Raw genomic sequence first — 20,121 nt, forward strand, 5'->3', positions numbered from 1 at the left:
CGATCTCCCGCGGGGGCTTCGCCCCCTGCACCCCCTTGGGGCTTCGCCCCTTGCCCCCACCAGGGGCTCCGCCCCCGGGCCCCCGCATCCGAACTTCGTTCGGATCTGCTCAATCGCCGCAGGGGCTGGGGTGCCGCAGGGGCTGAGTTGGTCCGGAGAGGTGAGTCGGCCGGAGAGGCTGAGATGACCGGCCCAGGGCAACCTCAGCCCCGCACCAACCCCAGAACCTCATCCCGCACCCGCTCCATCGTCGCCGCGTCGCGCGCCTCGACGTTCAGGCGGAGCAGCGGTTCCGTGTTGGAGGCGCGGAGGTTGAACCACCAGTCGGCGGACGCGACCGTGAGGCCGTCCAGTTCGTCGAGGGTGAGGCCCTCGCGGCCCTCGTACGCGGACTTCACCGCGGCCGCGCGGGCCGCCTGGTCGTCGACCGTGGAGTTGATCTCGCCGGAGCCGGCGTAGCGGTCGTACTGCGCCACCAGGTCGGAGAGCGTGCCCTGCTGCCCGCCGAGCGCGGCGAGGACGTGGAGCGCGGCGAGCATGCCCGTGTCCGCGTTCCAGAAGTCCTTGAAGTAGTAGTGCGCCGAGTGCTCGCCGCCGAAGATCGCCCCGGTCTGGGCCATCTCCTGCTTGATGAAGGAGTGGCCGACGCGGGTGCGGACCGGCGTCCCGCCGTTCTCGCGGACGACCTCCGGGACCGACCACGAGGTGATCAGGTTGTGGATGACCGTGCCCTTGCCGCCGGCCTTCGCCAGCTCACGTGCGGCGACCAGCGCGGTGATCGCGGACGGGGAGACCGGCTCGCCGCGCTCGTCGACGACGAAGCAGCGGTCGGCGTCACCGTCGAAGGCGAGGCCGAGATCGGCGCCCTCCTCCCGCACCCGCTTCTGCAGGTCCACGATGTTGGCCGGGTCCAGCGGGTTGGCCTCGTGGTTGGGGAAGGTGCCGTCCAGCTCGAAGTACATGGGCACCAGGTCGAGCGGCAGGCCCTCGAAGACGGTGGGCACGGTGTGGCCGCCCATCCCGTTGCCCGCGTCCACCACGACCTTCAGCGGACGGATCGAGGTCAGGTCCACCAGGCGGAGCAGATACGCCGCATAGTCGGTGAGCGTCTCGCGTGCGGTGATCTCGCCGGGGGTCGCGGCCGGCTCCGGGGCGCCGGACTCGGCCCACTGCTCGACCAGCTCGCGGATCTCGGTCAGGCCCGTGTCCTGGCCGATCGGGGCAGCACCGGCGCGGCACATCTTGATGCCGTTGTACTGCGCGGGGTTGTGCGAAGCCGTGAACATCGCGCCGGGCAGATCCATGTCACCTGAGGCGAAGTACAGCTGGTCGGTCGAGCAGAGGCCGATCTCGGTGACCGCGACGCCGAGCGCGGACGCACCGCGGGCGAAGGCGCGTGAGAGACCGGGGGACGAGGGGCGCATGTCGTGCCCGACGACGATCGCGTCGGCGCCGGTGACCCGGGCGAACGCGGCGCCGAACAGCTCCGCGAGCTGCTCGTCCCACTGGTCGGGCACGACGCCGCGAACGTCGTACGCCTTCACGATCTGTGTCAGATCAACCACAGTCCAAGCCTCTCTGGAATTCAGTGCCGATTGCCCCAAAACTACCTGCCGCCCGCAAGCCCCCGTACCAGCCTGTGGATAACTCACCGCGCGGGCCGAAAGTGAGGGTCGACAGTCCATTTGCGGTCGGCGATCCTGCTCAACGGCCGTGCTCTCCTCACGGCAGCATCCACCCCAGTAAGGCAGTGCTCTGCAGCACCACGATCAGGCACATCACCAGGAGCAACCCGATGCTCCAGGGCAGCACCTTGCGCAGCAGATCGCCCTCCTTGCCCGCGAGCCCGACCGCCGCGCACGCGATCGTCAGGTTCTGCGGCGAGATCATCTTGCCGAGGACACCGCCCGAACTGTTCGCCGCCGCAAGGAGATCGGGCGACAGACCCGACTGGCGTGCCGCGGTCACCTGCAGTGCGCCGAACAGTGCGTTCGCCGACGTATCGGATCCGGAAACCGCCACCCCGAACCAGCCGAGGACAGGTGAAAGGAAGGCGAGCCCCGCTCCTGCCGCCGCCACGTAGTGACCGATCACGGCGGCTTGACCGGACAGGTTCATCACATAGGCGAGCGCGAGCACCGAGGTCACGGTCAGGATCGCGAACCGCAGCTCGTACACCGTGCCAAGCCACTCCCGCACGGCGGGCCGTACGCGCACCCCGATCACAGCGGCCGTGCCAACTCCCGCGAGCAGCACAAGGGTTCCGCCCGTCGACACCAGCGGCAGCGTGAACACGTTGGCCCCGACCGGCTCACCGTCCGGGCCCTCCACATCGAGCAGCGGCCAGTCGAACACCTGGGTTGCCCTGGCCAGGAAGTCCTTCACCGGCGGGATCTGCGCGAGCGAGAAGACGGCGACGATCAGACCGTACGGAGCGTAGGCCCGCACCACTTCACGGCGCGGGTCCTCGATGTCCAGGTCCTCGCTGCGTACGCCGGTGAGGACCGCCGCCCGTACGGGTTCCGCGGCCGGTTTGCGTGCCCCGGGCAGCGCCATGAGCGCGGCCGCGCCCGCGAGTGCGGCGCCGATGTCGGCGAGCTGGGCTGAGACATAGTTGGAGGCCGCGAACTGGGCCACGGCGAAGGCGACTCCGCAGACCAGGGCGGGCACCCAGGTCTCGCGCAGCCCGCGCCGGCCGTCCACGAGAAAGACGAGGACGAGCGGCACGACGAGCGCGAGCAGCGGCGTCTGCCGTCCGACGACGGAGGCCACGCTGTCCAGCGGTAGCCCGGTGACCTGCGCAAGCGTCACGACAGGCGTGCCCATGGCGCCGAAGGCGACCGGTGCGGTGTTGGCCACGAGCGCGACCACGGCGGCCTTCACCGGTTCGAAACCGAGAGCCACCAGCATCACCGCGCTGATGGCCACGGGCGCCCCGAACCCGGCGAGCGCTTCGAGCAGCGCGCCGAAGCAGAACGCGATGACCAGCGCCTGGATACGGGGATCGTCGGAGAGCCGGCCGAAGGAGCGGCGCAGGATGTCGAAGTGCTGGGTGCGGACCGTCATCCGGTACACCCACAGGGCGTTGACGACGATCCACATGATCGGGAAGAGCCCGAAGAGCACCCCTTGGGCGGCCGCCGACACGGTCTGCACCACCGGCATCCCGTACGCGAGCCAGGCCACGGCCGCCGCGACCGCGAGCCCGGTCAGGCCGGCGCGATGGGCCCGCAGACGGACCGCGCCGAGCAGCACGAGCACGGTGACGAGGGGCAGCGTCGCGACCAGCGCGGACAGCGCGAGCGAATCGGCGACGGGTTCCAGATCCTGGATGAACACACGGGCCTCCCGGGTCGCGGTGAAAAGCGTCGTGTCCACGACAAGGGCAAGTCAATGGCCCGTACAGCAAAGGGAGTTGAAGGAAGTGTGGGGATACGCGGGACCGTTTACGGAGATCGGGCCCGCCGGCAGATCACGGACTCGAGGGCGGTCACCAGGAACTGCTCGAGGACGGTCACCAGGAACTGCTCGAGGGCGGTCACGAGGAACTGGACGTACCCGTCGGGCACTTGGGAGCCGGTCAGGACTCCGGCGACCGCAGCACCCGCAGATGCCCTCGGCGCGCGACCTCCATCGGGTCGGCGCCGGAACGCCCCCCGCTGTCCCCGGCCGCACGCTCCTGGGGCCTGGCGGCCTCACGTACGGCATTGGCGAGGGCTTCGAGATCATCGCCGCTCGGGCGGGGCGGGGCGGAGCCGTCCGCGAGACGGACGACTTCCCAGCCGCGCGGGGCGGTCAAACGCTCTGAGTGTTCGGCGCACAGGTCGTAGCAGTGCGGCTCCGCGTACGTGGCGAGCGGACCGAGCACGGCGGTCGAGTCCGCATAGACGTACGTCAGCGTCGCGACGGCGGGACGGCCGCAGGCGGTGCGCGAACAGCGACGTACGAGGCTCACGACGTTGGACGGTACCGCACTCTTGAGCGGGCCGCGACGACTCTCCACGAGGTCACTCCACCGTGTCGTGCTGTGAGCCCGCCCACACAGCCCTTCGTGGCCTCCCCGCTGACCTGCGCGGAGCCCATCCGGTGCGGCAGTGAAGGGTGTTGAATCCGGTCACCACTCGATGCAAATGCCGTCATTTGCCATGAGAAGTGCGGTCTTCCAGCTGTATGGAATCGAGCGCAACAGCGATCCGAACGATCAGGAAGTGACAGCGCGCCCGCCGAACGCCGCACCGCCCGGCGGCACCGCCCGGGTGACGCCCCGCGCCGGGATCAGCGGCTGTCAGCCCGGAGGACTACGCTTCAGCAGTGATGGACAGCCCCGTACCGCCCCGCCCCACCGAGCCCAGGCCCCGCCGCCGCGACCGTCACGGCCGTGGCATGCGCGGGCCCGTCGCGCCCCCGCAGGTGCCGTTGTCGGCGAGCCGGGCCGAGCTGTTCACCGATCTGGTGCAGGACTCCGTGGAGCGCCTGGAGCGGCGGCTGCCGCAGCTCGCCGACATCGAGTTCCTGGTCCTCGAAGTGCCGAGGACCCAGGCACCGGCCGGCGCCCCGGACGAGGACTTCGGCGGCGGCGGGGTGCCGCTCGGCGGCATCATCCCGGCGCAGGACGGCAAGCCGGGCCGCGTGGTGGTCTACCGCCGCCCGGTGGAGATCCGCACCAAGAGCCGCGACGAGCGGGCGGCCCTGGTGCACGAGGTCGTGGTCGAGCAGGTCGCCGAACTCCTGGGCCTGTCCCCGGAGTCGGTGGATCCGCGGTACGGCGAGGACTGAACCACGTCGCGGTACGGCGAGGACTGAGCCACGTCCCGGTTCGGCGAGGACTGAGCCGCGTCCCGGTTCGGCGAGGACGGAACCGCCCTCGCCCGCACCGCTACTTCTGCAGCACCGACAGGTCCTGCTCCGCCTCCGGTACGGACACCATCCCCCGGTCGTACGGCAGCGTCTGCACCGTGAACATCGGCACGCCATCCGCCGGGAGTTCGAGTGTGCGCGCCGCATGGACCGTGCCGGACAGCGTCTCGACCGTCAGCGCGTACGCCCCCTTCAGACCGCTGGGCACCTTCGGCTCGACCTCCAAGGTGGTGCCGCCGCGCACGGTGTACGTCTGGGTGACCGACGTACCGCCGCCGCTGCCGTCCGAGGCGGTGACCCGCACCTTGGCCTCGCCGTGGGGAGCGGTGAGGCTCAGGGTGGAGCCCTTGGCGCGGTTGTCCGCCGAGGTCGCGCGTTCGCCCACGGAGGCCGTGGCCGGGATGAACGCCACGTCCTGCTTGGCGCCCGTGCCCCGCGTCACGCGCAGCGCCGCCACCACCGGAACGGACCGGTCGGTGGGCGTGAGCACCAGCGAACCCGCCTCGCCCTTGGTTACGTCACCGAGGTCCACCGCGGCCGTCATACCGCTCTTCACGTGCAGCGACTCATTGCCGGCCGGGGTGATCGAACCGGTCGCCCCCGCAAGGGAGATCTTCAGGTCCGCGTCCTCGTCACCGGGCGCGAAGGCCACCAGACGTACCGACTCGGCGTCCTTCGGGATGCCGGGGAGCACGACGCTGCCGCTCGGATCGGCCGCCGCGGGCAGCCAGTCGGCGCCCAGCTTCTGGTCCGAGACCTGTACTGCGGCGCCGATCCGGCCGGTGCGCGCGGTGACATGGGCGGTCACATTCGCCTCGGCCTCGTCGGTCAGCGTCGAGAGCAGCACCGGCACGCTGGAGTGCGGCGGCACCGTGATGTCCTCGCCCACCTCGGACTTGAGCGCGCCCTCGGGCCCGAACAGCTCGATGTCGACGACCGCCGCCGTGGCGTCGGGGTTGGACAGGTGCACGTAATCGGCGCGTTCCTCGGCGGTGCTCGCGCCCGGGAACCAGAAGTCGGTGTCGGGCGCACCGCAGTTGAGACCGAGCAGCCCGCGGCCGTTGCCCGCGGGCATCTCGGTGGTCTGCTGCACGGTCCAGCCGGGCGCGAGCGCGCCCTGGGCGGAGCCGATCAAGGCCGGGGACTCGGCGCCGGCGGCCTTCGCGGTGACGGGCTTGCCGACCGACGTGGCTTCGAGGGCCGGCTTGGCGTCCTTGCCGTCCTTCTCGTCCGCCTTCTCCCCGCTGTCCCCGCCGTCCGCGCTGTCCTTGTCTTCCTTGTCCTGCGCGTCGTCCCCGGAGGCGTCCAACTTCTTTGCGGCGCGCTCCAGTCGGGCGTCCCCCTTGCCGTCGGCGCCCTTGGCCTTCGGGGTGAACGAGGTGTAGGCCGTCTCGGCCAGCTCCGACGCGCTGGGCGCGGGGCAGAGCAGCGAGGAACGGTCCACCGGCCGCCGTTCGGCCGCCTTGCCCGGTGCGGTGTCGCCGCCGTCCGGGGCGTTGAGCGCCGCGAATCCGGTCACGGCGGCGAGCGCGGTGCCCGCTGCGATCAGGGACAGGGTGGTGCGGTTCACTGCCGGCTCCCGTCGGGGCGCTCTTGGTCGGTCTGGCGGCTCTGCCCGTACGGGTCCGGGTCCTGGCCCTCGTACGCCTGAGGCTCATTGCCCTCGTACGCCTGAGGATCACCGCCGTCGTACGACTGGGGCTCATTGCCCTCGTACGACTGCGCGGCCTGCCCCTCGTACTGCTGCGACTGCCCTTCGTACGAGCCGGAGCCGAAGCCCCCGCCGTAGGTGGTGTCGGTGCCGCTGCCGTACGTGGCGTCCGTGCCGCCGGGGTAGCCCGAGGCGTCGTAGCCGCCGGTCCCGCGCTCGTCGTACCCCCCGGCGTTCTGCTCGTACGTGCCCTGAGCCGGGAACGAGCCGGCCTGGTATCCGCCCTGGCCATAGCCCTGGCCGTCATAGCCGTACGGGTCGAACTGGCCGCCGCCGTCCGGGTTCTGGCCCGCCTGGTACGGGTCGGCCTGGTACGGCTGCTGGTAGGAGCCCGCCTCGTAACCCTGGAACTGCTCACCGGCGGACACCGGTTGCTGCTCGCCCCACTCGCCGTACGCCGCCTGCGCCGGGACCTCCGCGGACTCGGGCTGCTCCTGGGTCTGTGCGGCCTGCTCGGCCTGCGCCCGCATCCTGCGCGCCCTGCGGCCCTCGCCCGCTGCGGCCTGGGCCGGCAGCGCGACGGGCTCCTGCGGAAGGTCGTCGTCGACGGTGCGGCGGCGGCCCGGCAGTGCGAGCACGACGAGTACGAGCGCGAGCGCGCCCTGGGCCCAGAGCCAACCGGTGTGGGTGCCGGAGTCCTCGTGGACGACGGCCAACCGGCCGCCGGAAGCGGGCAGTTCGAAGCCCTGCGCCCAGCCGTCGACCGTCTTCTTGGCGAGCGGCTCTCCGTCGAGCGTGGCCGTCCAGCCCTCGGCCGCCGAGTCGGCGAGCCGAAGCACGCGGCCCGCGTCGCCCGGCGGGATCTCGGTGTGCACCTCGACCGGGCCCGCGGCGACGGGCTTGGGCTCCTCGTCGCCGGAGACGATCGCGGCCCGCGAGACCTGCCGGTCGACCCGCCACAGAGAGGTGCCGTCCTGCTGGCTCACGCGCGACAGACCGGGCGTCGAGTCCAGTACGCGGCTGACCTGGCGCGGCGCACCGTCCTGGACCAGGACGTAACGCACCGCGAACGCGCCGAGTTCATCGGCCTGGTCGGCGCCCGAACCGGCCACGAGCCGGGCCACGGTCTCGTCGAGCAGCTCGCCGCCCTTGCCGCGCGCTGTCAGCTCGGCGTCCCCGAGCCGGGCGCCGGCACCTCGTACGAGCGTGTACGCGACCACGTCCGGGTTGTCACCGGCGAGGATCAGGGTGCGGGCCTGGTCGCGGGTGCCCGCCTCCTCGGCGACGAACGCCGGGACCTGGGCGGGGTCGGTGCGCCGCAGCGGGCCGTCGGCGCCGCGGATCATCCAGCCGGCGGCGGAGAGCAGCGGTGCCGCGGCGGCGGCCAGCGCGATCAGCGCCGCGACCGGCTGCCGCCAGCCGAAGCTCTGCTCGGCCACCCGGGAGCGCGCCCCGTCGGCCCCGAGCACGGCGGCCGCGAGCAGCGCCAGGCCCTGCACGAGTGTGGCGGGACCGGCCCAGGTGGAGGCGTTGGAGAACGCGGCGAAGAAGAAGCCGAGCAGCGCCACGATCCAGGCCATACGGATGGGCAGCACCCGCTCCCCGCGCAGCAGCGCGCCTAGCGCCGCGAGCACGATGCCGATCAGGAGCAGTCCGCCGACGGTGCCGGGACCGCCGGGGCTCGCCCCGAGCAGATCGAGCGCGCCCGCCGAGCCGATACCGAAGTCGAGGCCCGCCTCGCGGAAGAAGCCGAACGGAAGGAGCGACAGCGACCAGGGCGCGAGCACCAGGAGCGGCGTGCCGATCTGGGCGAGGAAGCGCAGCCCGTACGCCGTGATGTCGTCGCGCCGCAGCACGAGCAGCCCGATGCCGAGAAGCAGGGCCAGGGGCCAGACGATCGGGGTGAAGGCGGTGGTGACGGTGAGCAGCAAGGTGTACGCCCAGGTCGCGCGCCAACTGCCGCGCGCCCCCTGGTCCTGCGCGAGCAGCCCGCTCGCCGCGATCCCGGCGCGGGCCATCAGCGGCAGCAGCACGGCGAGCACGGCGGTGCCGATCCGTCCGCCCGCGAGCGCGCCCGTGGCGGCCGGCAGGAAGGCGTACGCGACGGACGCCCAGGCGCGGAGGAGTCGCGACTCGACCAGCGGCCGGGAGGCGAAGTAGGCGGTGAAACCGGCGAGCGGCACCGAGCAGACCAGGAGCACGGTGACCGCGAGCCCGGTCGAGCCGAAGAACACCGTGGCCAGCGCGGCGATCACGGCGAGATACGGGGGCGCCGCCTCGGTGCCGCCCGTACCGGCCGCGTGCCAGCTGTCCAGGTAGCGCGACCACAGCTCGGAGGCGTCCGAGGGCGCCGGAAGCAGGGCGCCGCCGGCGAGCGCGCCGCCGCCGATCAGGGCGCGGCAGGCGATCAGCGAGACGAAGAGCAGGACGACGAAGAGCATCGGCCCCGGCTTGCGCGCGACCCGCTTGAGCCGCGCGAACTGCTCGATCTCCAAGAAGTCCGCGTCATCGCCGCCGGGTCCGGACTCGACCGCGCCATGGCGGCCGGCGGAGACCTCGGGGTCGGTGCGGCCCACGACTTGGGACGCGACCTGTTCGACGGTGAGCCGCACGGTCGCGCCGGGCGGCGGGAACAGCGGCCGCAGTTCGGCCGCCTCCACCACACTGCGTCGGCGCCGTCTGGCCCCGAAGATGCGGCCGGGGCGCAGCAACGTGCCGAAGAATCCGGTGACTTCGTCGACCGCCTGGCCCGGCGCCTTGCCCACCAGATACGCGAGCGTACGCAGGAACGTGCCGAGGACGAGCCGGAGCAGCACCCAAGGCACCACCGCGCCACGCGCGTTGGCGAGCAGCGTGTAGACGGCGCCCGCCTTGTCCACCCGGTGCGGACTCGCGCTCGTGCGGCCCACGCAGTCGACGGTGCGCCGCTCGCGCGAGGCGGCCTCGGCGTGCCGCAGCACCGCGTCGGGCGCGATCAGCACGCGGTGGCCCGCCTGGTGGGCGCGCCAGCACAGGTCGACGTCGTCGCGCATCAGCGGCAGCCGGCGGTCGAACCCGCCCAGCTCCTCGTAGACATCGCGCCGGATCAGCATGCCCGCGCTGGACACGGACAGGACGGGCCGCACCTGATCGTGCTGGCCCTGGTCCTGCTCGCGGCGGTCGACGCCGGTCCAGCGGCGGCCGCTGTTGGCGATCGAGACGCCGACCTCGAGCAGCTGCCTGCGGTCGTACCAGCCGCGCAGCTTGGGTCCGACGATGGCGACTTCGCGGCCGAGCTCCTGCTCGTTCTCCACCACGCGCAGGAGCTCCGCGAGCGCGTCGGGCTCGGGTGCGCAGTCGTCGTGAAGGAGCCAGAGCCACTGCACCGGTTCGCCGTACGGCAGGTCGGGCAGGTCGTAGGCGTCGTCGCGCCAGCTCCTGCTGACCGGGTCCCAGCCGCTGGGGCGCTTGAGATACGGGAGCTCGTCGGGGCTGAGGGTCCCCGCCGTACGGGCCGCCTCGTCCACGGCCGCGCCGAAGCCGGACCTGCGGGCGAGATGCAGCACGCGGTCGGCGCCCAGGGCGTCGGTGACCAGCCGTGCGGAGTCGTCACCGCTGCCGGTGTCGGCGGCGATCACGTTCTGCACCGGGCGCTCCTGGCCGAGCAGGCCGGTCAGGGCCTCGGGGAGCCAGCGGGCGCCGTCGTGCGAGACCAGCACGGCGGTGACCACGTGCCGCGGGTGTTCAGGCGCGCGCGTGGGATCGAACAGCGCCGGGCGGTTCGGGTCGACTGCGGCGGCGCCATAGGCACCGGCCGGTGAGCTGTGCACGGACATCGAGGTACAGGCCCCGGTTCGATGGACTGCGGTGGACGCCTGTGCCCAGCGGGGGGCACGGGGCGTCTCGGACGGGGCCCCACACTAACGGCAACCAAACAACGAGGTCCGCCGCCTGTGGATAACCCACGGACGACGGACCGTTCCTTACGTATGGCTGTGTGCGGTTTGATCGAGCTTGTGCGGCTCCGCTTCGGACCGCGGCCTCGCGCTCGACCGCCGGCTTCGGACCGCCGCCCGGTGCCGGATCGGGCTCGGCCTCAGACCGCCGCCTTCTTCAGCCTCCGGCGCTCACGCTCGGACAGGCCGCCCCAGATGCCGAAGCGCTCGTCGTTGGCGAGCGCGTATTCGAGGCACTCGGAGCGGACCTCGCAGGCCAGGCAGACCTTCTTGGCCTCCCGGGTGGAGCCGCCCTTCTCCGGGAAGAAGGACTCGGGATCGGTCTGGGCGCACAGCGCGCGCTCCTGCCAGCCGAGTTCCTCTTCCGCTTCCGCGTCCTCGACCAGCAGTTGCTGGAACGACTCGGTCATGTGCGCCCCTCGTCTGTCTGTGCAGCCCCGTGATGATGCCGTTACCGATTTCGGCTGAACGACACGAGTGAAATTACAAGTGTGCCGATCCGGGCCAGTCAAGCCGAGATCTGCTATTGGGCCCCTTATTCACTCTGCGGAACCAAGGCTTTGCGGAAAGTGTTCAAATCGCCATAAACCCAGACACTTACCTTTGGCCAACCCCGTACATCCATCCGACATACAGAAGGACGCGTTGGAGTTTGATCTCGTTGCAGAGCGAGGGCCGAAGCGAAACGGATCACAGTCGGATCACGGGACAGCGGCCCTTCTACCCTTCCGGGCGGTTTCACACCCGGACACTGCGCCACTTGTCCTGTGCGGCTTCTGCACAAACCTTTCAGCAGACAGGACAACCGGATACGGTGAAAGATATCTCGCAATACGGACATCGAGTTGACAGTCCGTGTGTGAACCGGTCTCCTGGTGGGCATGCTCGCGAACTTGGCGCTCACCCGGACCCACAGCAGTGGGTTCCGCAGTGCTGCCCTCGCCAGCTGTTGCTGTTGCTGTCCCAGCTGTTGAGCCCAACGAGCTCCGGCTGATTCTCCGCTCGCCGATCCGGCCCCGTGGCCGCATGATCCGAGCCACCGCCCCCACCTCAGGGCAACGCCTCCATGGCAGACCGTCCGCGACCCGGACGTAAGACCGCGACGCCAGCACTTCTCCCCGCCGAGGAACCCCGCACCTTATGAACAGCGACAGCGACCTGCAGATCGCCGGCGACATCCTCGAGGTCCCGCACCTCCTGCAGCCCGCCCCCGAGCACCCGTCGACCGTGGCCGAGTTCGTCGGACTCGCGCGCTCCATCGCCGCCGACCGCTCCCAGTGGGAGCACCTGGTGCAGTACGACGCGACGAGCCGCTGGTACCACCGCCTGCGCACTGGGCCGGGCTACGAGGTCTGGCTCCTGAGCTGGGTGCCGGGACAGGGCACCGGGCTGCACGACCACGGGCCGTCCTCCGGTGTGCTGACCGTGCTCGCCGGTGAGCTGACCGAGCACACCCGCGGCGGGACTCGGGCGCTCGGTGTCGGGGCGCAACAGGTGTACGCGCCGCGCTCGGTCCACGGGATCGTCAACGACAGCCTGGAGCCGGCCGTGAGCCTGCACATCTACTCCCCCGGCCTGACCGAGATGCCGATGCACAGCGCAGCCGAGCCGTACGCGGCCGCGCGCTCCTGACCTCGGACTTCCCTGGCTTCGGCGGGAGTTATCCACAGGCGGCAGGACCCCGGTCGGGGCTGCCTGACAGACTGTCCGCATGCAGCGCATTGTGGTTCTGGCCGGCGGCATCGGTGGTGCCCGTTTTCTGCGTGGTCTCAAGGCGGCCGCGCCCGAAGCGGAGATCACGGTGATCGGGAACACCGGTGACGACATCCATCTGTTCGGGCTCAAGGTCTGCCCCGACCTCGACACCGTGATGTACACGCTCGGTGGCGGGATCAACGAGGAGCAGGGCTGGGGGCGTACGGACGAGACCTTCAAGGTCAAGGAGGAGCTCGCCGCGTACGGGGTCGGGCCCGAGTGGTTCGGGCTCGGCGACCGTGACTTCGCCACGCACATCGTGCGCAGTCAGATGCTGGCCGCGGGCTATCCGCTGAGTGCGGTCACCGAGGCGCTGTGCGACCGGTGGCAGCCCGGTGTCCGGCTGATCCCCATGTCCGACGACCGGGTCGAGACGCATGTCGCCGTCGAGCTGGACGGCGAGCAGAAGGCCATCCACTTCCAGGAGTACTGGGTGCGGCTGCGCGCCTCCGTCGAGGCCCTTGCCGTCGTGCCCGTCGGCGCCGAGCAGTCCAAGCCGGCGCCCGGGGTGCTCGAAGCGATCGCCGAGGCCGATGTGGTGCTGTTCCCGCCGTCCAACCCCGTGGTCAGCGTGGGCACCATCCTCGCCGTGCCGGGCATCCGCGAGGCCATCGCCGACGCGGGGGTGCCGGTCGTCGGCCTCTCCCCCATCGTCGGTGACGCCCCCGTGCGCGGGATGGCCGACAAGGTGCTCGCCGCGGTCGGGGTGGAGTCCAGCGCGGCGGCGGTCGCCGAGCACTACGGGTCGGGGCTGCTCGACGGCTGGCTGGTCGACACCGTCGACAAGGGGGCGGTCGAGCGGGTCGAGACCGCCGGGATCCGGTGCAGGGCCGTGCCGCTGATGATGACGGACCTGGCCGCGACCACGGAGATGGCGCGGGCCGCCCTCGAGCTGGCCGAAGAGGTACGAGGGTGAGCGACGCACCGGCCTTTCACGTCTGGGCCGTGCCCGGGCTGCCCGAGGTGCAGCGCGGTGACGACCTCGCGAAGCTGATCGCCGATGCCGAACCGGGGCTCGCCGACGGGGACATCGTGCTCGTCACCTCGAAGATCGTGTCCAAGGCGGAGGGGCGGATCATCACCGCGGACTCCCGCGAGGAGGCCATCGACGCGGAGACCGTACGGGTCGTGGCGCGGCGCGGGACGCTGCGTATCGTCGAGAACTGGCAGGGCCTCGTCATGGCCGCGGCCGGGGTCGACGCGTCCAACACCCCTCCGGGGACCGTGCTGTTGCTGCCCGAGGACCCCGATGCCTCGGCGCGCGCGATCCGTGACGGGCTGCGTGACGCGCTCGGCGTCGAGGTCGGTGTGCTCGTCACGGACACCTTCGGGCGGCCGTGGCGCAACGGGCTGACCGATGTCGCGATCGGTGCCGCCGGGGTGCGGGTCCTCGATGATCTGCGCGGCGGCACGGACGCGTACGGCAATCCGCTGAGCGCGACGGTCGTGGCCACCGCCGATGAACTGGCCGCCGCGGGCGACCTGGTGAAGGGCAAGGCGGCCGGACTGCCGGTCGCGGTGGTTCGCGGGCTGCCGGGCGCCGTAGGCGAATCCGATGCCGGGGCACGGGAGTTGGTGCGGACCGCGGCCGATGACATGTTCCGGCTCGGCACCTCCGAAGCGGTACGGGAAGCGGTCACGCAGCGGCGGACCGTACGGGAGTTCACCGACGAGCCGGTCGATCCGGGCGCGGTCCGGCGTGCGGTGGCGGCGGCCGTGACGGCCCCGGCGCCGCACCACACGACACCCTGGCGGTTCGTGCTCCTGGAGTCGGAGTCCTCGCGGGTGCGGCTGCTCGACGCGATGCGCGAGAAGTGGATCGAGGATCTGCGGCGGGACGGCAAGTCCGAGGAGTCGATCGCCAAGCGGGTCCGGCGCGGGGACGTGCTGCGCAAGGCGCCCTATCTGGTGGTGCCCTGCCTGGTGATGGACGGGTCCCATACGTACGGTCATGCGCGGCGCGATGCCGCCGAGCGCGAGATGTTCGTGGTCGCGACCGGGGCCGGCATCCAGAACTTCCTGGTGGCGCTGGCCGGGGAGCGGCTCGGGTCGGCATGGATCTCGTCGACGATGTTCTGCCGTGAGGTCGTACGGGAAGTGCTCGGGCTGCCGGACGACTGGGATCCGATGGGAGCCGTGGCCGTCGGACACGCCGCTTCGGCGCCCAAGTCCCGGCCGCCTCGGGAGGCTTCCGACTTCATCGAGGTGCGCTAGCTCCCCCCGGCCTTCGGCGCCGGGAGGGAGGGCGCCGCTAGAGCTTCCCGATGTCCGTCTTCGGCATCTTCGGGGTGCGGCGCGGCGGGGTGCGGCCGGTGAGCAGGATGTAGCGCGCGGCTCGGTGGCGCTGGCCCCGATAGGGCTCGAGGAGTTCGAGCATGCGGGCGTCGTCGGCGTCGCGTTCGCCGGCCAGCGCGTAGCCCACGATGCCCGGCAGATGCAGGTCGCCGACGGTGACCTCGTCGGGGGCTCCGTGGGAGCGCTGGACCGTCTCGGCGGAGGTCCACGGGCCGATCCCGGGCACCAACTCCAGGCGCTTGCGGGCCTGTTCGGGGTCGAGGGCCATGGCCTCTTCGAGGCGCGGGGCGACACGGACCGCACGCAGGATCGTCTGGGCACGCTTGTTGTCGACACCGGCACGGTGCCAGTCCCAGGACGGGATCATGCGCCACGTGTGCGGCTCGGGCATGACGTGCAGATCGGGCATGCCGTCCGGGCCGGGGGCGGGCTCACCGTACTTGCGGACCAGGATGCGCCAGGCGCGGTACGCCTCCTCGGTGGTGACCTTCTGCTCGAGGACCGACGGGATCAGGGACTCCATGACGAGCCCGGTGCGCAACAGGCGCAGGCCGGGGCGGCGCCGGTGGGACTCGGCGACGAGGCGGTGCCTCGGGGCGAAGACCGTGGGGTCGTCCGTGTCGCCCAGGAGCCGGGGCAGCCCGTCGAGCAGCCAGTCGGCGCCGGCACCCCAGGCTTGGGCCTCGATGCCGGTGCTTCTCGCGGCGATACGGAGCGTGGCCGGACCCTCGGGGGTACGGGTGGCCCGCCACACGGCGCCGTTGATGACACGGAAGGTGGGGTCCATGGGACCGCGCCGCATCGGGCCCACGACCAGACCGAGATCCAGCTGACCGGTGGGATTCCAGGTGCGCGTACGGCCGGTGACCGCCGCACCGGTCCGCGCTCCGGGCACACGGGCGTCGCCGCCGCGCACGGTGGTGCGGGTGGGGCGGGGTGCGCGGGGCTGGAAGCGGCCTGCCAACGGGGCGTCCTGGGAATCGGGGGTCGGGCGGGTCGGGCCCTTCGAGGGTAGGCGGTTTTCTTCGCCCGCCTCGCCGCTTCCCCTCAACCGGCATGCGTCGGCGCCCGGCAGGCCACGCCCGCTCGCCTTGCGCCGGACCCTCCGGGATTGGACCGTTACGTACCGGTGGACGCAGCACACTCATGATCGGAGCGAGGGATGAAGGCAGCCCGTTTCAGCCGGTTCGGCGGCCCGGAAGTCCTCGAGATCGTCGATCTGCCCGCACCTCATCCGGGCCCTGGCCAGGTGTGCATCGCCGTGCGCGCGGCCGGTGTCAACGCGAGCGACTGGAAGAAGCGCCAAGGGCTGATGGACGAGGACCTCCCGCAGACGCTGGGTTACGAGGCGGCGGGCGTCGTCGACGAGCTCGGCGAGGGCGTCACGGATGTGACCGTCGGCGAACGCGTCTTCGGCTTCGACGCCTCGGGCGCTGCGCAGGCCGAGCTGGCGGTGCTGTCCCACTACGCGCCCATCCCCGCATCCCTCGGCTTCACCGAAGTCGCCGCTCTGCCTGCCGCCACGGAGACGGCGATGCGCGCGCTCGACCAGCTCGGCGTGGACAGCGGCAGCACGCTCCTGGTCAACGGGGCTTCCGGAAGCGTCGGCAGCTGCGCCGTGCAGTTCGCCGTGGCGCGCGGCGCGCGGGTGATCGGGACCGGCGGCCCCGCGAACCACGACTACCTGCGCTCGCTGGGCGCGGAGCCCGTCGCCTACGGCCAGGGCATGAGCGAGCGGGTGCGCGCGCTGGCGCCCGAGGGCGTCGACCGCGCGCTCGACATCGCCGGCAGCGGGGTACTGCCCGAGCTGATCGCGCTCGCGGGCGGCGCCGACCATGTGCTGACGGTGGCCGACTTTGCCGGCGCGCAGGAGTACGGGGTGCGGTTCAGCCGGGGGGACTCGGGGCGCGCGCTGTACGTGCTCGACGAGATCGGCGACCTCGTCGGGACCGGACGCTTCGCGCTGCCGCCCGTACGGACCTTTCCGCTCGCGGAGATCGCCGAGGCGCACCGCGCCGGTGAGGCCGGGGGCGTGCGGTCCAAGCTGGTGCTGGTGGTCGGCTGACCGGGGATGGGGGCCAGCGTCAGAGGCGGACGTGGGGCCGCGCCCCGGACCTCCGGCGGCCGGGCGGGACCTACTGGTCAGACGAGAACCGCACGCCGCCGTCCGGCAGGACCGCCCCGCACCACACCCGGACCCCGGCGCGCAGTTCGTTGTCGGCGCCCACCGAGGCGCCGTCGCCGATCACCGCACCGTCGAGCAGCGTGCGGGCACCGATCCGCGCGCCCTCGCCGACCAGGGAGTCCGTGATCACGGCACCTGGTTCGACCACGGCGCCGGACAGGATCGTGCTGCCCATGACGCGGGCGCCCTCGCCGATCACCGCGCCCTCGCCCACGACCGTGCCGCCGGTCAGCTTCGCGTCCGGAGCGACGCGCGCCGTCGGCAGGACCAGGCGGTCACCGCAGCGGCCCGGGACGGCCGGGGACGGGGCGCGGCCGAGGACCAGGTCCGCGGAGCCTCGTACGAAAGCCTGGGGGGTGCCGAGATCCAGCCAGTACGTGGAGTCGACCATGCCCTGGAGGTGGGCTCCCTCGGCGAGCAGACCCGGGAAGGTCTCGCGTTCGACCGAGACCGCGCGGCCGGCCGGGATGGTGTCGATGAGCGAGCGGCGGAAGACATACGCGCCCGCGTTGATCTGGTCGGTGACGATCTCCTCGGGCGTCTGCGGCTTCTCGAGGAAGGCCGTCACACGGCCCGTGGCGTCCGTCGGGACGAGGCCGTACGCGCGCGGATCCGCGACCCGGGTCAGGTGCAGGGACACATCCGCGCCCGTGGCCGAGTGCGTCGAGACCAGCGCGCGGATGTCGAGTCCCGTGAGGATGTCGCCGTTGAAGATCAGGACCGGCTCGTCGGGGGCCGAGCGCAGCCGCGGGGCGACATTGCGGATCGCTCCGCCCGTGCCGAGCGGCTCGTCCTCCGTGACGTACTCCAGTTCAAGGCCGAGGGCCGAGCCGTCACCGAAGTGCGGCTCGAAGACCTCGGCCAGATAGGAGGTGGCCAGGACGACATGGGTGACCCCGGCCGCGCGGGCGCGGGCCAGCTGGTGGGTGAGGAAGGGGACACCGGCCGCCGGGACCATGGGCTTGGGGGTGTTCACCGTGAGCGGACGCAGCCGGGTGCCCTTGCCGCCGACCAGAAGGATCGCTTCAGTCACCGATGTTTCGCTTCCTGCCGGGGGCCGGGCGGCCCAGGTCACGGATCGGCCAGTGTATGCAGTTCTGGGTAGGAAATTTGTCCGGTCGCTCACGCCTCGGAGTGCGTCAAAGCGTCAGCGGCCCTGATAGTGCGCCGAGGTCTGACGCGCGTTGCCGAGCTTGCTGTACAGACGGCGGCCGGGGCACTCCGTGGCGAATCCGTCGCGGTGACCGGAGATCACATGGAGCCGGACGTTCTTCCCCTTCTTGTAGAGGTTGCTGCCGCCTGATTTCAGAACCGTCGTGCCCTTCGGGTTGGCTCCGTACAGGCCCAGCTTCCACGCCGAGAGCTTTGCGACCGCGTTGAGCGCGGCCGCGGGCGGTGCGGAGTTGGTGTACGTCCCGAGGACGGCGATGCCCACGCTGTTGCTGTTGAAACCGAGGGTGTGCGCCCCGTAGACGGGCTTGGCCACGCCGCCCGCGCGGCCTTCGTAGATGTTTCCGCACTTGTCGACGGCGAAGTTGTAGCCGAAGTCCCGCCAGCCACTGCTCTTGACGTGGTAGCGGTAGATACTGCGCAGGACTGAGGGTGCCTGCGCACAGCGGTAGTTGTTGCCCGACGCGCTGTGGTGCACGAAGGCCGCACGGACCGCCTTCGTATAGACGAAGTTCTTCTCGCGGAGCTTCTCGTCCGCACCCCAGCCCTTGCGGGTGATGATCCGCGGCCGGGGTCCGACGAACGGCTTGCCCGTGGTCTCGCCGCGTGAGGCGAGCAGTTCCGCCTCGGTCTGCTCCTTGGTCAGCTCTGGGATGATGGCGGCGCCGAGCGGCGCCATCTCCGCGTTCACGGCCCAGCTCGCGGCGGCCTCGGCGGTGAGCACGCTGCGCGGGCCGTCCGCGAGCGGGCCCTGGGGCGGGGTGGGCTCGTCGCCGGGGTCGACGAGTTCGAGCCGCAGGTTCCTCGGCAGCTCGGGGGCCGCCGCACGGTCGGAGGACGCGTCCGCCAGGACACGGACCTCGACGCCGTCCGAATGGCCCACCCACAGCGGTGCGGTGGATCCGCGCAGCCGGCCCGAGGCGCGTTCCGCCGAGTCGAGGTCGGCGGCGTGCTCGTGGTTGTGCGTCTCCAGCTGCTGCCACGCCGACCACGCGTGGGTGTCCGCGGCCCGGGTGCGCACCTCGACCCGGCCGTGCAGTTCGGCCTCGGGGTTGTCCCAGACGACGCCCACCAGGGCGAAGGGCAGGACCTCCTGGCGTACGACACCCTGCGCGGCGTCCGCGCCGAGCGCCCGGTCCGAGGCGAGCGGCTTCAGGGGCAGCGACTGGGTCGAGCCGGCCACTGGGGTTTCGCGCAGCGACTCGGCGGCTTCGGGGCCGCGCGGCGATGCGGCCGCCTCCGCATCGCGCAGCGACTCGTTCGCGCTCGCCGGCAGAGCGAGCGGCAGGGACAGGGCGACCGCGCAGGCCACACCGATCGAGGAAGCAAGAAATCCGCGCATGCGTCGATGGTGGGCGGAACCTGGCATACCCGCATGTCGTGGACGTAAGGGAATTGACGGTCCGTCGGCCCCGCGTGGGGAGCGCCCCACGGGAGGCGGAGCGCCGCGCGCGTAGGCTTGCCGCTGTGAACGCGACCGACCGCACCCCTGCCGACCTGCTGCGATCCGCGCTGGCCGCGGACCCGGGCCGCCCGCTTGTGACCTTCTATGACGACGCGACCGGTGAGCGCGTCGAATTGTCCGTCGCCACCTTCGCCAATTGGGTGGCCAAGACCGCGAATCTGCTCCAGGGCGAGCTCTCCGCCGAGCCCGGCGACCGGCTCGCGCTGCTGCTGCCCGCGCACTGGCAGACGGCGGTCTGGCTGCTCGCCTGTTCGTCCACCGGCGTGACAGCGGTGGTGGACGGCGACCCCGCGGACGCCGATCTCGTCGTCTCCGGTCCCGAGCCCGATCAACTGGCCGCCGCCCTCGCCTGCTCCGGCGAGCGGATCGCGCTCGCGCTGCGGCCGCTCGGCGGCCGCTTCCCGCAGCCGCCGGACGGGTTCCTGGACTATGCGGTCGAGGTGCCGGGCCAGGGCGACCAGTTCGCCCCGTTCGCCCCCGTGTCCCCATCGGACGACGCCCTGGTCATCGGCGATACGGCGCTCACGGGCGCCGAGATCGTGGAGCGCGCCCTCGCCGACGGTCGCGGCCTGGGGCTCGGGCCCGGCGACCGGGTGCTCTCCGGACTCTCGTACGGGAATTGGGACGGCCTCTCCGCCGGGCTCTACGCCCCCTTGGCCGCCGGCGCCTCGGTGGTGCTGTGCCGGAACCTGGACCGGCTGGGGGCCGAGGCGCTGGAGAAGCGGGTCGAGAGCGAGCGGGTCACGGTGCGTCGGGAGGGCTGACCTTCCGGCGGTCGCGAAGCCGCACGCGGGACAGCTGCCCCCGA

The 20,121-nt window shown here is 71.8% G+C and carries 16 protein-coding genes; 6 read left to right on the forward strand and 10 right to left on the reverse strand.

The window, feature by feature from the left end:
* Positions 1-203: 203 nt before the first annotated feature.
* The 4 genes from ABT367_RS04890 to ABT367_RS04905 form a co-directional block, all read right to left on the reverse strand.
* Positions 204-1,565, reverse strand: a complete 1,362-nt coding sequence (locus ABT367_RS04890; RefSeq protein WP_352249645.1) for a phosphomannomutase/phosphoglucomutase — start codon at positions 1,563-1,565, stop codon at positions 204-206.
* 157 nt (positions 1,566-1,722) lie between these two features.
* Positions 1,723-3,339, reverse strand: coding sequence for an L-lactate permease (locus tag ABT367_RS04895; RefSeq protein ID WP_352249800.1), 1,617 nt, complete (start codon positions 3,337-3,339; stop codon positions 1,723-1,725).
* Between the two features lie 107 nt (positions 3,340-3,446).
* Positions 3,447-3,569: a hypothetical protein gene (locus ABT367_RS04900; RefSeq protein WP_352249647.1), complete on the reverse strand. Its 123-nt coding sequence runs from the start codon at positions 3,567-3,569 to the stop codon at positions 3,447-3,449.
* Between the two features lie 11 nt (positions 3,570-3,580).
* Positions 3,581-4,003 carry a DUF3499 domain-containing protein gene (locus ABT367_RS04905; protein WP_352249649.1) on the reverse strand — a complete coding sequence of 141 codons (423 nt, stop codon included), beginning with the start codon at positions 4,001-4,003 and terminating at the stop codon, positions 3,581-3,583.
* Positions 4,004-4,314: 311 nt separating this feature from the next.
* On the opposite strand from ABT367_RS04905, the gene ABT367_RS04910 reads away from it, so the two are divergent.
* Positions 4,315-4,776, forward strand: a complete 462-nt coding sequence (locus ABT367_RS04910; protein WP_352249802.1) for a metallopeptidase family protein — start codon at positions 4,315-4,317, stop codon at positions 4,774-4,776.
* Positions 4,777-4,876: 100 nt separating this feature from the next.
* Here the strand turns inward: ABT367_RS04910 and ABT367_RS04915 are convergent, their stop codons facing one another.
* The 3 genes from ABT367_RS04915 to ABT367_RS04925 all read right to left on the reverse strand — a co-directional run bounded on the left by ABT367_RS04915 (position 4,877) and on the right by ABT367_RS04925 (position 10,853).
* The gene (locus ABT367_RS04915) at positions 4,877-6,427 is read right to left on the reverse strand and encodes a DUF5719 family protein (protein WP_352249651.1); all 1,551 of its coding nucleotides are present in this window, start codon (positions 6,425-6,427) and stop codon (positions 4,877-4,879) included.
* Positions 6,424-10,323 carry a glycosyltransferase gene (locus ABT367_RS04920; protein ID WP_352249653.1) on the reverse strand — a complete coding sequence of 1,300 codons (3,900 nt, stop codon included), beginning with the start codon at positions 10,321-10,323 and terminating at the stop codon, positions 6,424-6,426. The genes ABT367_RS04915 and ABT367_RS04920 overlap by 4 nt, the downstream gene beginning before the upstream one ends.
* Before the next feature lie 260 nt (positions 10,324-10,583).
* On the reverse strand, positions 10,584-10,853 hold the full coding sequence (locus ABT367_RS04925; RefSeq protein ID WP_165336270.1) for a WhiB family transcriptional regulator: 270 nt from the start codon (positions 10,851-10,853) through the stop codon (positions 10,584-10,586).
* 730 nt (positions 10,854-11,583) lie between these two features.
* On the opposite strand from ABT367_RS04925, the gene ABT367_RS04930 reads away from it, so the two are divergent.
* The 3 genes from ABT367_RS04930 (at position 11,584) to ABT367_RS04940 (ending at position 14,412) form a co-directional block, all read left to right on the forward strand.
* The gene (locus tag ABT367_RS04930) at positions 11,584-12,075 is read left to right on the forward strand and encodes a cysteine dioxygenase (protein WP_352249655.1); all 492 of its coding nucleotides are present in this window, start codon (positions 11,584-11,586) and stop codon (positions 12,073-12,075) included.
* Between the two features lie 79 nt (positions 12,076-12,154).
* Positions 12,155-13,114, forward strand: coding sequence for a 2-phospho-L-lactate transferase (cofD, locus tag ABT367_RS04935; protein WP_352249657.1), 960 nt, complete (start codon positions 12,155-12,157; stop codon positions 13,112-13,114).
* Positions 13,111-14,412, forward strand: a complete 1,302-nt coding sequence (locus tag ABT367_RS04940; RefSeq protein ID WP_352249659.1) for a coenzyme F420-0:L-glutamate ligase — start codon at positions 13,111-13,113, stop codon at positions 14,410-14,412. The genes cofD and ABT367_RS04940 overlap by 4 nt, the downstream gene beginning before the upstream one ends.
* A 37-nt stretch (positions 14,413-14,449) precedes the next feature.
* Here ABT367_RS04940 and ABT367_RS04945 read toward each other — a convergent pair whose 3' ends face one another.
* Positions 14,450-15,457, reverse strand: a complete 1,008-nt coding sequence (locus ABT367_RS04945; RefSeq protein ID WP_352249661.1) for a DNA-3-methyladenine glycosylase family protein — start codon at positions 15,455-15,457, stop codon at positions 14,450-14,452.
* Positions 15,458-15,655: 198 nt separating this feature from the next.
* Here ABT367_RS04945 and ABT367_RS04950 point away from each other — a divergent pair, with 198 nt between their 5' ends.
* The gene (locus tag ABT367_RS04950; RefSeq protein ID WP_352249663.1) at positions 15,656-16,558 is read left to right on the forward strand and encodes an NADP-dependent oxidoreductase; all 903 of its coding nucleotides are present in this window, start codon (positions 15,656-15,658) and stop codon (positions 16,556-16,558) included.
* Positions 16,559-16,628: 70 nt separating this feature from the next.
* Here ABT367_RS04950 and ABT367_RS04955 read toward each other — a convergent pair whose 3' ends face one another.
* Both ABT367_RS04955 and ABT367_RS04960 read right to left on the reverse strand, forming a co-directional pair.
* Positions 16,629-17,711, reverse strand: coding sequence for an NDP-sugar synthase (locus ABT367_RS04955; protein WP_352249665.1), 1,083 nt, complete (start codon positions 17,709-17,711; stop codon positions 16,629-16,631).
* A 114-nt stretch (positions 17,712-17,825) separates the two neighbouring features.
* The gene (locus ABT367_RS04960) at positions 17,826-19,190 is read right to left on the reverse strand and encodes a peptidoglycan recognition protein family protein (RefSeq protein WP_352249667.1); all 1,365 of its coding nucleotides are present in this window, start codon (positions 19,188-19,190) and stop codon (positions 17,826-17,828) included.
* A 125-nt stretch (positions 19,191-19,315) separates the two neighbouring features.
* Here ABT367_RS04960 and ABT367_RS04965 point away from each other — a divergent pair, with 125 nt between their 5' ends.
* A complete protein-coding gene (locus ABT367_RS04965) occupies positions 19,316-20,077 on the forward strand; it encodes a TIGR03089 family protein (RefSeq protein WP_352249669.1) in 762 nt (253 codons plus the stop codon).
* Positions 20,078-20,121 lie beyond the last annotated feature (44 nt).

Source organism: Streptomyces mesophilus (assembly GCF_040300965.1).
GTDB lineage: Bacteria > Actinomycetota > Actinomycetes > Streptomycetales > Streptomycetaceae > Streptomyces > Streptomyces mesophilus_A.